Origin of the sequence: Nostoc sp. DedQUE08 (assembly GCF_034530895.1) — a bacterium.
Classification (GTDB): domain Bacteria; phylum Cyanobacteriota; class Cyanobacteriia; order Cyanobacteriales; family Nostocaceae; genus Nostoc.
In genome coordinates this window covers 107,237-122,250 of sequence record NZ_JAVRCD010000005.1, presented here as the reverse complement: position 1 = coordinate 122,250, position 15,014 = coordinate 107,237, and the positions used below count along the sequence as shown (strand labels likewise).

Here is a 15,014-nt window from a genome sequence, read left to right as displayed (position 1 = left end):
CAAAAAGGGCAGGTACAAAACCCGCCCTAAAAGTAATCAATATTTAAACTAAACTAGCGATCGCAACTTAATTACCAATTTGAGGCGCACTCAAAGAAACCTTTAGTGCATCGTCTTTTTGCTGTGCTAATGTCGGCACGGAATCACGCAATCTTGCCGTCAGTTGTACAGTTGTAGCGTCATACATCTGAGTCAGCAATTTTGGATAGAAACCAATACCAATAATTGGAATTAACAAACAAGCAATGATAAAAACTTCGCGGGGTTCGGCATCTATCAAAGCTTGATGAGAAACTAATTCCTCGTTCTCTTTACCGTAGAAAATTTCTCGCAACATCGACAGCAGATAAATCGGAGTTAAAATTACTCCCACTGCCATCAAGAACACCACGATAACTTTGAAAGTAGAGCTATAAGCATCGCTAGTAGCAAAGCCTACAAATACCATTAATTCTGCCACGAAACCGCTCATCCCTGGCAGTGCTAAAGAAGCCATCGAACAGGTAGTGAACATGGCGAAAATCTTCGGCATTCTCTTCGCAACACCGCCCATTTCATCCAACATCAGGGTGTGTGTGCGATCGTAAGTTGCGCCAACCAGGAAGAACAAACTCGCCCCAATTAACCCGTGAGAAACCATTTGTAATACTGCCCCACTCAATCCCAAATCGGTGAAGGAGGCAATACCAATCATCACAAAGCCCATGTGGGAAATTGAGGAGTAGGCAATTTTTCGCTTCAGGTTGCGCTGGGCAAAGGATGTTAAAGCAGCGTAGATGATATTAACTACCCCCAAAACCACGAACACTGGTGCAAAATAAGCGTGGGCATCGGGGAGCATTTGGGCATTCATCCGAACTAAGGCGTAGCCGCCCATTTTCAAAAGAATACCTGCCAATAACATGTGTACGGGCGCTGTTGCTTCACCGTGGGCATCAGGTAGCCAAGTGTGCAAGGGAATAATCGGCAACTTGACGGCGTAGGCAATCAGGAAGCCAGCATAGACGGCAAGTTGGAAATTGAGGGCGAAGTCTTTTAAGGCGAGCGATCGCATGTCAAATGTCACCGTATCGCCGTAAAATCCCATTGTCAGGGCAGATAGCAAAATAAACAGCGAACCGCCTGCGGTGTATAAAATAAATTTAGTCGCTGCATACTGCCGTCTTTTGCCTCCCCAAATCGACAGCAGAAAGTATATCGGTACTAGTTCCAGTTCCCACACCAGGAAAAATAACAGCATATCCTGGACAGCGAACACGGCAATCTGACCGCCATACATCGCCAACATCAAGAAGTAAAATAGCTTCGGCTTGAAGGTGACAGGCCAAGCTGCTAAAATCGCCAGCGTGGTAATGAATCCAGTCAAAATAATTAGGGGCATGGATAAGCCATCTGCCCCTACTGACCAATTCAAATCTAGTTGGGGTACCCAGGCGTAACTCTCGACCAACTGCAAATCTGGATTGGAGAAATCATACCCAGTATAAAAAGCATAAACAATTAATGCAAAATCGATCAGCCCTACGATGAGGGAGTACCAGCGCACTGTTTTGCCTTCTTTATCCGGGATGATGGGAATCAGTAGTGAAGCGGCTATCGGCAACAGAATAATCGTCGTCAGCCACGGAAAATTAGCTGTATTCATCACAATTCGTCTGCTATCAAAATCATGTTTGGCAAAAAGTCACTAGTTATTAAGTAACAGCTTTTTGAGGATTTCGTCTTCCTCGTTAGGTTGATTTAATTAAATTGGCAATCCCCTATTTTTTCTCTTGGGAGTCTTTTTTGACAGTTGCGGGTGCGGGATGTGTGTTGTGATACTCCCTGTCAAGTCAAAAATTTACCCTAAAAAAGTTGGTAAATTAGAATTTTAGAGGTGCGATCGCCTAGTCCAATCTATCGCTAAAAATACACGATGGTGTTTGGCGGTTGTTGAAAAAAGCGATTTGGTACAAAAAAGCATCAAAGGAGAAATAACCATAATGATAATGGCACAAATTAAAAGTCAAATTCGTTATCTCACTAACGTAGATGGAGAAACAACAGATGTACTCGTCCCTATAGAACTTTGGCAACAGCTTATAAGTTCCATAAATTCTGATAACGGCAGTGGTTTAGCTTGGATTGATGAACAAGAGCCAAAAGCACAAATATTAGCCGATTTGCAAGAGTCCGTGCGACAAGCAGCTGTAGGACAAACTTTCCCAGTTTCAGAGCTTTGGGACGATATCGAAGCCTAGATTTATGGCAGAAGTTCGCTTTACATCTCCCTTCAAACGCCGTCTCAAAACTCTGACTAAACGCTATCGGCAAATTCAAGTTGACATTGAACCCATTATCGATCAGCTACAGGCTGGAAATTTTATCGGCGATCAAATCTCTGGGATAGACTTGACCGTTTTTAAAGTTCGAGCAAAAAACAGTGATATCCCGACAGGTAAAAGTGGTGGATATCGGGTGATTTATCAAGTTGTCTCACCTGAATGCGTCTTACTTCTACTCATTTATGCAAAATCGGATCAGGCGGATGTGAGCTTAGAAGAGATTGAAGATGCAATTAAAAAGACATAAAAAATCATATTCTGGGAGCATTTCGTTTATGTTACAACAGTGTGATCACCAGATACTTAGCATCTCAAAGACATGGCACTCAAAAAAGTTAGTCATTCTCACACCTCTGCCGAAACACCTGAAGCACTTTTCCGAGATATTAAAAATAAAAAATCCCAAGGTTTGATTTCTCACCAAGCTGACATACTTAGAAAATACTGTCAGCCAGAAACTCTTAATCTACCAGATGTTGCTTTACAACTTCCAACAGGTAGTGGTAAGACAGGAGTCGGGCTTTTGATTGCAGAATGGCGGCGTTGCCGTTTTAATGAAAAAGTAGTCTATCTATGCCCTACTGTTCAGCTTGTGAATCAGGTTGTTGAGCAATCATCAACTATTTTTGGGATAAAAGCAAATGCTTTTACAGGTAGACAGGCTGAATATTCCCCTACTATCAAAGCTGAGTATACTAATGCAGAAACTATTGCTGTCACTACTTATAGTGGTTTATTTAACGCAAATCCTTTCTTTAATAACGCCGACATAATAATTCTTGATGATGCCCATGCTGCCGAAAATTATATAGCAAAATATTGGTCTCTTTCAATTGAGCGCAATAATCCCAAACACAGCACTCTTTTTAAAGTTTTAGTTGCGGTTATGGGTAAGATTGTTCTCGATCCAAACTACTCTAGGTTGATGTCTAACTCTTCTCCTGATTTAGGAGATCTCCAATGGGTTCAAAAGATACCTACTCCGTCCATGTATGAAAGACTTGAAGAAATAACTACAATACTAGATACACATATCAATGATATAAAGGATTTAAAGTATTCTTGGTCTGTTATCAAAAATCACTTATTTTCATGCCATATATACAGCAGCTATAACTTTATATTAATTCGTCCTATTTTACCACCTACTCGTACTCATCAACCATTTTCTACTCCTAAACAACGCATATATATGTCTGCTACATTAGGAGAAGGAGGAGAATTAGAAAGACTTGCAGGTACAGAAAAAATAGTTCGTTTACCAGTTCCAGATGGATGGGATCAACAGGGCATTGGTCGTCGCTTTTTCTTTTTTCCAGAAAGATCACTTAATGAAGAAGCTGCACTCAAGCTAGCTATAGATATGATCAAAGAAACACCAAGAACACTCGTCCTTGTCCCAGATGATCCTACTGAAAATAAACTTGCAACACAGATATCTACAGCAACTAGTTATAAAATATTCAATGCTAGGGAAATCGAGAAGTCAAAGCAAACTTTTATATCTGAATCAAAAGCAGTAGCTATAGTTGCAAACCGATATGATGGGATTGATTTGGGAGGTGATGAATGTCGTCTATTAATAGTAAAAGGAATGCAAAAAGCAACAAATCTACAAGAAAAATTTCTTGTGACGCGAATGCCAGCAAATATTCTTTTTAATGATCGTGTATTAACTAGAATTGTTCAGGCAGTTGGTCGTTGTACAAGAGCAGATAACGATTATTCCGCAGTAGTAGTGCTTGGAGAAGAATTGAATAGTTTTTTAGTAGATAAGAATAAAAGAAAGTTTTTACATCCAGAAATTCAAGCTGAGATAGAGTATGGAATTGAGCAATCTAAAGATATTAAATCATCAGAATTTATTGAGAATTTGCAAATTTTTATAACACATAAAGAAGAATGGAATGGAGCAGAGAAGGATATTATAGATTTGAGAGAGAAATTAGAACAATCTCAACTTCCAGGTATAGAAAAATTACAGGCATCTGTTGCTCATGAAGTTAGATATCAAAACGCACTTTGGAGTGGCAATTTTGAACAGGCAGTTCAAGAATGTAGTTCTGTATTAAGTTCGCTTAGTGGAGATGATGTTAAAGGATATAGAGCCTTTTGGTACTACCTTGCTGGAAGTGCAGCCTGGATAGCGGCAAAACGTGGTGTAGCTTCTATGGAAGGAGTAGCACGGAATTTCTTTAAGCGTGCTGCTTCTACTACTGAAGGAGTTAGTTGGCTGTATCAACTCTCTAGGTTGAATTTAGAAGAAAATCAAGAAAATCAAGCTGATAAATTGAGACTGACTTCTGTAATTGAAGCACTAGAATCACAATTGTCACTATATGGCAATTTCAACGAGAAAAAGTTTGAAGCAGAGGTAAAAGCAATTCTTGAGAATCTCCAGAGAGTGAAAGATACTCAGGAAGACTCCAAAGCCTTTGAAAATGGGCATGAAAGATTAGGGCGTTTATTGGGTTATGAAGCTCGAAATTCAAACGGAGATGCTGATCCAGATCCGTGGTGGATTGCTTATGATGACTTTTGTATTGTATTTGAAGACCATTCAACCGATAATCATGGAAATTCATTAGGAGCAAACAAAGTTAAACAAGCAACTTTACACCCTAACTGGATTAAACAGAATATTTCATCACTTCGCCAAGATTCAGAAATCATACCTGTTGTGGTTACACCTTGTAAAAGTATTACAAATGGTGCAAAGCCTCATACACAAGATTTGTGTTATTGGAATCAGCAGGATTTTCAAACCTGGGCTGAAAAAGCAATTACTGTAGTACATGAGCTAAAACGTAGTTTTCCTGGTGAAGCTAACTTGGAATGGAGAAAACGTGCTATGCAAGCTTATCAAGATAATGGTCTTGACCCAGCATCCTTAGCAAAAAATTTACGCGATCATAAATTAGCTAATCTCCCAATTATTGGATAGTTAAGAAGTAGGGGTGGACGATCGCCCACCCCGATTAAAATTAGGTAACACCAAAGACAATCACTAAGCCCAAAACCGCCCCAAACACAATCAAGGCATAGAATTGAGCGCGACCGTTTTCTAGGTACTTCAGACCTTCACCGCTAACAAGGGTGAAAAAGCCTGTGAGGTTAACAGCACCATCTACAACGCGGAAGTCAACTTCCATAACTTGTCTGGCTACGCGACGCAAGCCGAGGACAAAAACCCGATGGTAAATGTCATCAAAGTACCACTTGTTGAGGGATAACTCGTAAAGTGGTTGGATTTTAGCAGCGATCGCAGCCGGATCAATTTTACGGCTCAAATACATCAGCGAAGCCAGGGTAATCGCAATCAAAGAAATTCCGACTGAGGCACCCGCCATGATGTAGAATTCCGTCGGATTGAACTCGCCAGCCTTTTCTATAACTTCAGAGAGAGTTTCGCTAGGAGGAAAGATAAACTCTTCAAAATAATTGGCGTAGGGAGTTCCCACCAAACCAATCAAAATCGAAGGCACAGCCAACAGTGCCAACGGCAGCGTCATTGTCCACGGCGATTCGTGGGGAGAGTCGCTGTGATGCCCGTGGGAGTCATGGGAATCATGATGCTGACTAGTTGCCGCCAATTCTCCTTTTTTCATTGCCCCAGGCCCAAAATTCGGGACTGGTTCTTCTGACTCTAATTCCAGGACAATTGTCGACGCAGCTTTTTTAAGTTTTTCCTTGATTTTCTCGTCAGTACCCCGGAATTTGCCTTCAAATGTCGAGAAATACATTCTAAACATGTAAAAAGCAGTAATCCCGGCAGTTAGCCAGCCGATAAACCAGAGGAGTGGGTTAGCCTCAAAAGCCTTCCCTAAAATTTCATCTTTTGACCAGAAACCAGCAAAGGGTGGAATACCAGAAATTGCCAAGCAACCAATCAAAAAGGTAGTTGCCGTGATCGGCATATACTTCCGCAGTCCACCCATCAAGCGCATATCTTGCGCTAAGGCGGGGTCGTGTCCAACGACACCTTCCATACCGTGAATTACTGAACCTGAACCCAAGAACAGCATCGCTTTGAAATAGGCGTGGGTCATCAGGTGGAATAGTCCAGCACTGTAGGAACCTATTCCCATTGCCATCACCATGTAACCAAGTTGGGAAATGGTGGAATAAGCCAAGCCCTTTTTGATGTCGTTTTGGGTAATGGCAATGGTTGCCCCCAAAAACGCCGTAAACGCCCCAGTAAAGGCAATGACATTCATTGCGGCTGGAACGTCTTCAAATACTGGGTACATCCGGGCAATCAGGAAAACACCAGCCGCCACCATTGTTGCCGCGTGAATCAAGGCAGAAATGGGGGTGGGGCCTTCCATCGCATCTGGTAGCCAGACGTGGAGGGGGAATTGGGCTGATTTTGCAACTGGGCCTAAGAAAACTAAAATCGCAAACAGGACAGCGAGAAAATTGCTGATAGAACCTGATTCGACAAGTTGGGCGAGGCGATCGCCCATGATATTAAAATCAAAGCTCCCTGTTGCCCAGAACAGCCCCAAAATGCCGAGTAATAGACCAAAGTCGCCCACGCGGTTGGTTACAAACGCTTTTTGTGCGGCATCTGCTGCTGACTTGCGATCGAACCAAAAGCCGACCAGCAAATAAGAACACATCCCGACCAGTTCCCAGAATATGTAAATCTGTACTAGGTTGGGGCTGACCACCAGACCTAACATTGAAGAGCCAAACAAACTGAGATAGGCGTAAAACCTTACGTAACCGGGATCGTGAGCCATGTAGCCATCGGTGTAAACCATGACTAACAACGCTACCGTTGTTACAATCACCAGCATTAGGGCTGTCAGGTGGTCAATAGTGTAGCCCATGCTCAGGTGGAAATTACCTGCCGCCGCCCACTCAAAGGTGCGAATATAAGACGGGTGTCCTTGAATTTGACTCCATAACAAGGCAAGCGACAGCCCCATAGCTGCTCCCATCATGGAGATAATCACCACAGCGTTAAGCTGGCGGAGGCGGTTTGTCACCTGATTCAACGAGATTAACCCTAGACCGACCAGCATTGCCCCAAGAAGAGGGAACACCGGAATCAGCCAGGCATACTGATAGATTACTTCCATCACTGACGCCTACTTTTAAAATTCTTGATTAGCGTGTCGAAACTGTTAATAATTGTGACTACACCCTTTAGGATAAAATAACCCACCCAAGACTGATTGGGTGGGGTATTAAGCATGGTTTTAGATTTGGTCATTGGTCATTGGTCATTGGTCATTAGTCATTGGTCATTGGTCATTAGCCCTATGCCCTATGCCCTATGCCCTATGCCCTATGCCCTATGCCCCATACCCAATATCCATCAGGCCGATCGGCATTCTAAGTCCACTGTTTTTGAACTTTTGTAGATTTTGGGGTAATTGCTGTAGCTGGCTTTAATCTCTTCTAAAGCTAGACGTAAATCTTCTTTGCCGCGAAAGCATTCCAAGCGATGGCGAATAGTGCCATTTTCAATCAATAGTAAAGTGGGTAGTGATTTTAGCCTATAGGTAGTAGACAATTTAAAATTTTGATCGGCGTTAACCCCAACTAATTTAATTTCATCGCCGCACTGGGACTGAAATTGCAACAACAGCGGGTGGATAACTCGACACAAGCCACACCAAGGTGCTTCAAAGTTAACTAAAACAGGAATAGGAGATTCTAAAACTTCTTGAGTAAATGTCCGCTCACTAACCGACAACACCATGACGCCTCTTGGATTATAAGGTTTTTATATCAAACTAGCTATCAGTACTGAATTGAGTAGTGCTGAGTTCCGAGTTCTGGTTGCTGAGTAGAAGTCCATAACAAAAAGTTAGGGGATTGAATGAGGAACTCGTTTCTTTTTTTTTAGAGTAAAGCGGGGATTGGGATTACTTGCCAAGCAATGAATACTAAGTTGCTTGCTTTTACTCAGAACTCAGGACTCAGCACTGCTTCAGTGGAGGATTGGCAAGTCACTAACTGCCGATCGATGCTTTCAGTACAGAAATTTCAGGACACAGAATCATTGGCAAAAATTGAGCGCGTTAATGTGTCTCTGACAGAAAAGCGACCTTAGAAGTCGCGTTGGCTTTTTTGGATGTTAAACTCCTGATTGCCGTGACCGCCTGGGGATTTGATTGAATCTGCCACTTTCTTTCAAAGAAAGGCAACTGACCAACGACTACCAATAATAAAATCTCAAGCTGACTGAACGCACCCCCACTGTTAGATATTTGAATTTATCCTACATTGATTTGGAGCAATTGATCAGCTTGATAAGGTGAAATTTCCATCTCTTTCTGATTTTATGCTGACACTGGGGATCGTCTAAAGTTACCATCCTATACTACTCGTTGCTTCCAATAACAGAGGGTGTGACCACCAAAGCAAAGCTATAAAAATGGCAACTCCCAAATATGCAGGGCGGAGAAATTCCTGCCATTTGAGAGATTGACGCCCGTCGATAATTGCTTTAAAGGGAATAATTGAAGTCCGCTGTTTGGCAATTTCAAAAGCTTCTCCATAACGATCGCTCAGGCGGCGATCCCCGTGCCAAACCCCAAACAAGTGATGCAATATCAATCCAATGGAAGTCACAAGGGTAAAAGTAGTACCCAGCCAGAGAGTGTGGGCAACACACCAAATTATTTGTCCTACCATCTGGGGATGACGGGTAATCCGAATAATTCCTGTTTCGTAGAGATGAACTTGGGGCTTTTGAATAGCAGCAATTTCTAGTAGATTGAAGGTAGCAGGATATAAAAACAAAAACGAGATTGCTGATAGCAGCCAAACAAATTCTCGCACTCCTGGCACCGCTTGTACCTGCCAAATTTGCAAACCATCATAACGGTGCCCAAAAAAGTAAATAATTAATATCACAGCCAACGGTAGGCTGACTAATGCAAAGAGAATGCGATAAAACCTTGGGCCAATATATTTTTCTGCCCAAGGGCGTAAAGCAGCGCCTCCACTGTGAGCGATCGCAAAAACTATTTGTAACCCCAGTATGACAAAATGACTGGGTGTCAACCAAGAAATCAGCAGCATATACACAGGTGAAGTAATTTAAAGAAAACTGAATTCAGTACAACCAATACCACAAAGTATTCAAAAGGGGACTTTAGTCAAGATGTTGTGCTACTGTCTTTTTCGAGTCAATCCTTCAAGTTTAATATGCAACAAATCGTGTCCAACTGATTGCTGCCAAACCGGATTTATTACGTGCATCTGCTCCTTTAAAAGTTTGTGGGTTGAGCCTTATGTCTGACCTTCCTTTCACTTTAGATCAGTTACGTATCCTGAAAGCGATCGCCCAAGAAGGAAGCTTCAAGCGTGCCGCTGATAGTCTTTACGTCTCCCAGCCTGCCGTTAGTTTACAAGTCCAAAATCTCGAACGGCAACTCGATGTCCCCTTATTCGATCGTGGAGGACGACGTGCCCAATTAACCGAAGCTGGGCATCTACTCTTAAATTACGGTGAAAAAATCCTCAGTCTCTGTCAGGAAACCTGCCGCGCGATCGAGGATTTACAAAATCTCCAAGGTGGTACTTTAATTGTCGGTGCTTCTCAAACCACTGGCACTTATCTTTTGCCCAGAATGATCGGTATGTTCCGACAAAAATATCCAGATGTGGCAGTGCAATTACACGTCCACTCAACTAGGCGAACTGCTTGGAGTGTTGCTAACGGACAAGTCGATCTGGCAATTATCGGTGGTGAAATTCCTGGTGAACTGTCAGAATCTTTAGAAGTGATTCCTTACGCTGAGGATGAACTAGCGCTAATTTTACCTGTCTTTCATCCTTTTACCAAACTTGAAAAAATCCAGAAAGAAGACCTATATAAATTACAATTTATTGCTTTAGATTCCCAATCAACTATCCGCAAAGTAATTGACCAAGTGCTAGCACGCTGTGAAATCGATACCAGACGTTTTAAAGTTGAAATGGAATTGAATTCCATTGAAGCGATTAAAAATGCTGTGCAATCTGGTCTAGGGGCTGCCTTTGTTTCAACTAGTGCGATCGCTAAAGAGTTACAAATGGGCGTTTTGCATCGTACTCCCATTGAAGGCGTTGTCGTCAAACGGACGCTGTGGCTGATTTGTAATCCCAATCGCTATAGATCAAAGGCCGCAGAAGCCTTTAGTCAAGAAATTTTGCCCCAGTTTGCTAACCCAGGATGGAATCAAGATGTGTTAAAATTAACACAAAAAAGTCTAGTGTTAACTACATTGGAGGTAGCAACACCCACCTCATTAGGTGAAGACTAAAATCTAGTAATTAGTCCTTTGTCATTTGTCCTTTGTCCTTTGTTCTTTGTAAATACGAATGACCTTTCGGGTGACGCTCGTGCCTCGCTAGCGCTGCGAAGACAGCCAGTAGCTCATGGGAAAACTCTCTATGTACCCGTCGCTGGCTCACCAATGACCAATGACCAATGACCAATGACCAATAGACCAATGACCAATGACTAATGACTAATCACGAAAATGGAAGTTTACTGCACTCGTTTGCGTTGTCCACGCCCACAAAACTATTTTGCCGATTTAGATGATGTTACGACACTGAAAACAACCCAGCAAAAGTATTGCACTACCTGTGGTATGCCATTGATGCTAGATGGTCGATACGTGCCAACTAAACTGCTGGGAAGAGGCGGGTTTGGAGCAGCATTTTTGGCACGCGATCGCCGAATACCAGGAATGCGTCAATGCGTGGTTAAACAGTTTCAACCATCGGGAAATTTAACTTTAAATCAACTGCAACAAGCACAGTTGATGTTTGAGAGAGAGGCAGAAGTTTTAGCACAACTTGGTAACGATCACGAGCAAATACCTGATTTATTTGCTTTCTTTCCAGTGATAGTTAATAGTTTGCAACCAGGACAGCAAGACCAATTTTTTTACTTGGTGCAAGAATACATTGATGGGCAAAACTTAGAGGAAGAATTAGTTCAACAAGGCAAATTTTCTGAACAGCAAGTGTTGGAGGTGCTGCAAGAAATTCTGAAGGTACTAAAGTTTGTCCATCATAGAGGCATTATCCACAGAGATATTAAACCCTCTAACATCATGCGCCGTCGCGATGGTAGACTTTTTTTACTAGATTTTGGCGCAGTTAAGCAAGTAACAAATGTTGCACTGGGTTCTGCCGCTTCTTCCACAGGAATTTATTCGATGGGATTTGCACCACCTGAGCAGATGGCTGGGGGTCAAGTATTCCCATCTACAGATTTATACGCATTAGCTGTAACTCTTATTACCTTGTTGACAAATCAGGAAGCAGTTAAACTATTTGATGCCTATAGCAACCAGTGGAAATGGCGATCGCAAGTGACTGTCAGCCCTCGCCTTGCTGACATATTAGACAAAATGCTGCTACCTGCTGCTAATCAGCGTTTCCAGTCAGCCCAGGAGGTTATAGATGCACTTAACTCACAGGTGGTTCAAGCCCCTACACAAATTAATTCGCCCTCTGTAACACTTCCGCCACAACCGTCAAAAGGTTCTAATCCCGTCGTTCCCCGCCGTCCGCCAACTCAACCAACATTTTCCACATTGGAATTATTGGGTGGGGCGGCATTTAGTGGATTTCAGGGTGCATTGATCGCGATCGCTCTCTTCAGTCTAGTAAAATCACCAATAGTTACTTTGACTACTTCTGCCCTGATTTTAGGTATACTAATTTTTGCCCAAACCAGGCGGTGGATTGAAAAGTTCGATTTATTAATTATTCCCACAATTACTTTTGCAATTATTTTTTTTGTCCCCTTTTTACGGGGAGGTCTTGACGTGCCGTCAGTGGTGATTTTAGCAGTTGGAGCAGGCTTAGTAGCTATTTCATTTACAGCCGTATTTCGACTTATTTATAAATTATTATCTCTCTTACTTTAAAAAACTTCTGGTGCTAACAGCTACATAAATGTCTCAGAAAAACGAAACGCTTAGTCTTTTTTTAGCCGTTATCATCACTATTGGTTTAATCTTTGGTGGTCTATGGTTTCTTATGGAACGGTGGGCGCAATTAACTGGAACTGTTCCTAAAACTTCCGGGAATGGTAACACAGGTAATCCCATAAACCAGTTTGCCAACAACAGATGTAACGTCCCAAACCTCCCAGAAGGGATATTCAACTATGGTGGTAGTACAAGCTGGGCACCCATCCGTAAAGACGTAGACTCCGTACTAGAAAGCGTTTGTCCTCAATTTACTTTACGCTATACTCAACCTGCTTCAGGTCAAGCAGGATCTGGAACTGGGATTCGGATGTTGATAGATAATCAACTAGCTTTTTCTCAATCTTCTCGCTCAGTTAAAGCTGAAGAAAATGCCGAAGCCAAACAAAAAGAATTTAGTTTAAAAGAAATTCCAGTGGCGATTGATGGTATTGCGATCGCAGTTAACCAAAATCTTAATATCCCTGGTTTAACTGTCGCCCAACTTAAAGACATCTACACTGGAAAAAGTACTAATTGGCAACAAGTAGGCGGGCCAAATTTACCAATTAAAGTCTACTCTCGCAGCAAAGAAGCTGGAGGTACAGTGGAATTCTTTATCGAAAATGTTTTAAATAAAGAGAATTTTGGTGCAAATGTTAGTTATGTTGGCACTACCACAGAAGCAGTACGAAAAGTAGCGGCGAATCCTGGCGCAATTTATTATGCTTCTGCCCCAGAGATTGTACCTCAATGTACGATTAAGTCGCTACCATTAGGGCGAATCAGCGGTCAATTTGTGCCTCCTTACCAACAACCTGTTGTATCTCCATCTGAATGTCCCAGTAAACGTAACCAGTTGAATAGTCAAGCATTTCGTAGTGGAGACTATGCAATTACTCGCAATTTATTTGTAATCATTAAACAGAATGGTCAAACAGACCAGCAAGCTGGCGAAGCTTATGCAAATTGGCTGCTGACACCTCAAGGTCAAGAACTGATCGAAAAAGCTGGATTTGTCAGAATTAAATGATAGAAATGCTTAGATTTAGCCAAAACCAAATAATTAAATAATAAATATTTTTTCTTTATTCAAATTTGTTCATGTCACAAAAAAATGAAACCAAAATTTTAGCTTTGACTCTGCTGCTGACAGTTGGCATAGTTGGCGGTGGTTTTTGGTGGTTTACTAACAACGGGGTCAAAATTGGTAATACCAACATTCAAAATCAACAACCAGGCAACAATTCATCCTTGCAAGAGCGCATTAGTTTTGGAGAAAAATCTTTTACTCCGGGTGACATTTCTGCTGTGAAAAAAGAAGGAGTACAGGCGATCGCAGCTAAAAGTTATGATAAAGCGATCGCTAATTTCACAGATGCCCTAAAACTCAACCGTAACGATCCAGAAACACTAATTTTTCTGAACAATGCCCGAATTGGTTCTTCCAAGAGCTACACCATTATGGCTTCTGTACCATTTGGCACTGACCCTAATGCTGCTTTAGAAATTTTGCGTGGCATCGCCCAAGCCCAAAATGAAATTAATACCTCTGGAGGAGTCAAGGGAGTACCGTTAAGGGTAGGGATAGCTAACGACGATGACAATCCAGAAATAGCCAAGCAAATCGCTTCTAACCTAGTCAGTAATTCAGAAGTATTAGGTGTAGTTGGGCCGAATACTAGCGATTCTACCTTAGCCGCAGGTACTATTTATACTTCAGGACAACTTGTAGCAATTTCCCCTACCAGTACATCTGTAAAAATTTCTAACTTTAGTCGCTACGTTTTTCGCACGGTTCCTAGTGATTTTATGGCTGCTAGAACTTTAGCCAACTACATGGTGAGAACTTTGCAAAAAAAAAATGCAGTGGTTTTCTTTAATTCTCAGAGTAACTATAGCCAGTCTTTAAAGTCCGAGTTTGTCTCATCTGTTTCCCTAGAGGGTGGACAAGTATCCAGCGAATTTGATTTGTCTCAGGTGGGTTTTAGTGCGGTTAAAAGTCTAGACCAAGCAACTAAGCAAGGTGCAGAAGTCTTGATGTTAGCTGCTAACACTGAAACTCTGGATAAAGCGCTGCAAGTAATTCAGATTAACCAGAAAAAGTTAACTCTGCTGGCGGGAGATGATGTTTACACCGCTAAAACTTTAGAAATTGGCAGAGAACAAGCTGTGGGGATGGTATTGGCAGTTCCTTGGCATATTGATGGCGCTCCCAAATCAGATTTTCCTCAAAAATCCCGGCAGTTATGGGGCGGTGACGTAAGTTGGCGAAGTGCCCTTAGCTATGATGCCACTGTAGCTCTGATTGAGGCATTAAAACGCAATCCTACACGTTCTGGAGTCCAACAAGCACTCTTATCCTCTGACTTTTCTGCCACTGGTGCTTCTGGTACAATTCGGTTTTTAGCATCAGGCGATCGCAATGCGCCAGTACAACTTGTAAAAATTGTTCCTGGTTCTCGCTCTCGCACTGGTTATGACTTTGAACCAGTGCGTTAATCAGCCATAAAAAATTAAAAATTAACCAATTGTTAACCTGGTAAAACCCTCAAGATGAGAAATTGAGTTTTATGGGGAAAATTCTTAGTATCAACTAACAACTTATCCTCACCAACACTCAAGCCTTGAGAAGAGAGACGATTAATCCAGGGAAAATTTATTATACCTTGGGATCTATTGTAGTCATAAGTGAGGATTTGTCAGCATTTTTAACAAAACATCCGTCCTCCAAATACAATCTCAAGTAGCAAGGACT

General features: G+C 42.0%; 12 protein-coding genes. 8 read left to right on the top strand and 4 right to left on the bottom strand.

What is annotated here, in order from left to right; genetic code table 11:
- Positions 1-67: 67 nt before the first annotated feature.
- Entirely contained in the window at positions 68-1,645 is a 1,578-nt protein-coding gene (locus RMY64_RS05185) for an NAD(P)H-quinone oxidoreductase subunit 4 (RefSeq protein WP_322670711.1), read from the bottom strand.
- Positions 1,646-1,982: 337 nt separating this feature from the next.
- On the opposite strand from RMY64_RS05185, the gene RMY64_RS05180 reads away from it, so the two are divergent.
- The 3 genes from RMY64_RS05180 to RMY64_RS05170 all read left to right on the top strand — a co-directional run bounded on the left by RMY64_RS05180 (position 1,983) and on the right by RMY64_RS05170 (position 5,268).
- The gene (locus RMY64_RS05180; RefSeq protein ID WP_322699480.1) at positions 1,983-2,240 is read left to right on the top strand and encodes a hypothetical protein; all 258 of its coding nucleotides are present in this window, start codon (positions 1,983-1,985) and stop codon (positions 2,238-2,240) included.
- A 4-nt stretch (positions 2,241-2,244) separates the two neighbouring features.
- Positions 2,245-2,571 (top strand): type II toxin-antitoxin system RelE/ParE family toxin, encoded by a 327-nt coding sequence (locus RMY64_RS05175; protein ID WP_322699479.1) that lies wholly within the window; start codon positions 2,245-2,247, stop codon positions 2,569-2,571.
- Between the two features lie 72 nt (positions 2,572-2,643).
- Positions 2,644-5,268, top strand: a complete 2,625-nt coding sequence (locus tag RMY64_RS05170; RefSeq protein ID WP_322699478.1) for a DEAD/DEAH box helicase — start codon at positions 2,644-2,646, stop codon at positions 5,266-5,268.
- Between the two features lie 40 nt (positions 5,269-5,308).
- Here the strand turns inward: RMY64_RS05170 and RMY64_RS05165 are convergent, their stop codons facing one another.
- Positions 5,309-7,411 (bottom strand): NAD(P)H-quinone oxidoreductase subunit 5, encoded by a 2,103-nt coding sequence (locus RMY64_RS05165; RefSeq protein WP_322699532.1) that lies wholly within the window; start codon positions 7,409-7,411, stop codon positions 5,309-5,311.
- Positions 7,412-7,650: 239 nt separating this feature from the next.
- The gene (locus tag RMY64_RS05160) at positions 7,651-8,037 is read right to left on the bottom strand and encodes a thioredoxin family protein (RefSeq protein WP_322670715.1); all 387 of its coding nucleotides are present in this window, start codon (positions 8,035-8,037) and stop codon (positions 7,651-7,653) included.
- Positions 8,038-8,217: 180 nt separating this feature from the next.
- On the opposite strand from RMY64_RS05160, the gene RMY64_RS05155 reads away from it, so the two are divergent.
- Complete coding sequence (locus RMY64_RS05155; protein WP_322685314.1) at positions 8,218-8,391, top strand: hypothetical protein; 174 nt, start codon at positions 8,218-8,220, stop codon at positions 8,389-8,391.
- A 257-nt stretch (positions 8,392-8,648) separates the two neighbouring features.
- Here the strand turns inward: RMY64_RS05155 and RMY64_RS05150 are convergent, their stop codons facing one another.
- Positions 8,649-9,365 (bottom strand): NnrU family protein, encoded by a 717-nt coding sequence (locus RMY64_RS05150; RefSeq protein ID WP_322685313.1) that lies wholly within the window; start codon positions 9,363-9,365, stop codon positions 8,649-8,651.
- Positions 9,366-9,577: 212 nt separating this feature from the next.
- Between RMY64_RS05150 and RMY64_RS05145 the strand changes: the two genes are divergently transcribed.
- From RMY64_RS05145 to RMY64_RS05130, 4 genes are all read left to right on the top strand, one after another.
- Entirely contained in the window at positions 9,578-10,591 is a 1,014-nt protein-coding gene (locus tag RMY64_RS05145) for a LysR family transcriptional regulator (protein ID WP_322670717.1), read from the top strand.
- 219 nt (positions 10,592-10,810) lie between these two features.
- The gene (locus RMY64_RS05140; RefSeq protein ID WP_322699477.1) at positions 10,811-12,214 is read left to right on the top strand and encodes a serine/threonine-protein kinase; all 1,404 of its coding nucleotides are present in this window, start codon (positions 10,811-10,813) and stop codon (positions 12,212-12,214) included.
- Between the two features lie 28 nt (positions 12,215-12,242).
- The gene (locus RMY64_RS05135) at positions 12,243-13,289 is read left to right on the top strand and encodes a PstS family phosphate ABC transporter substrate-binding protein (protein WP_322699476.1); all 1,047 of its coding nucleotides are present in this window, start codon (positions 12,243-12,245) and stop codon (positions 13,287-13,289) included.
- A 71-nt stretch (positions 13,290-13,360) separates the two neighbouring features.
- Complete coding sequence (locus RMY64_RS05130) at positions 13,361-14,758, top strand: ABC transporter substrate-binding protein (RefSeq protein WP_322670720.1); 1,398 nt, start codon at positions 13,361-13,363, stop codon at positions 14,756-14,758.
- The last annotated feature ends 256 nt before the right edge of the window (positions 14,759-15,014 follow it).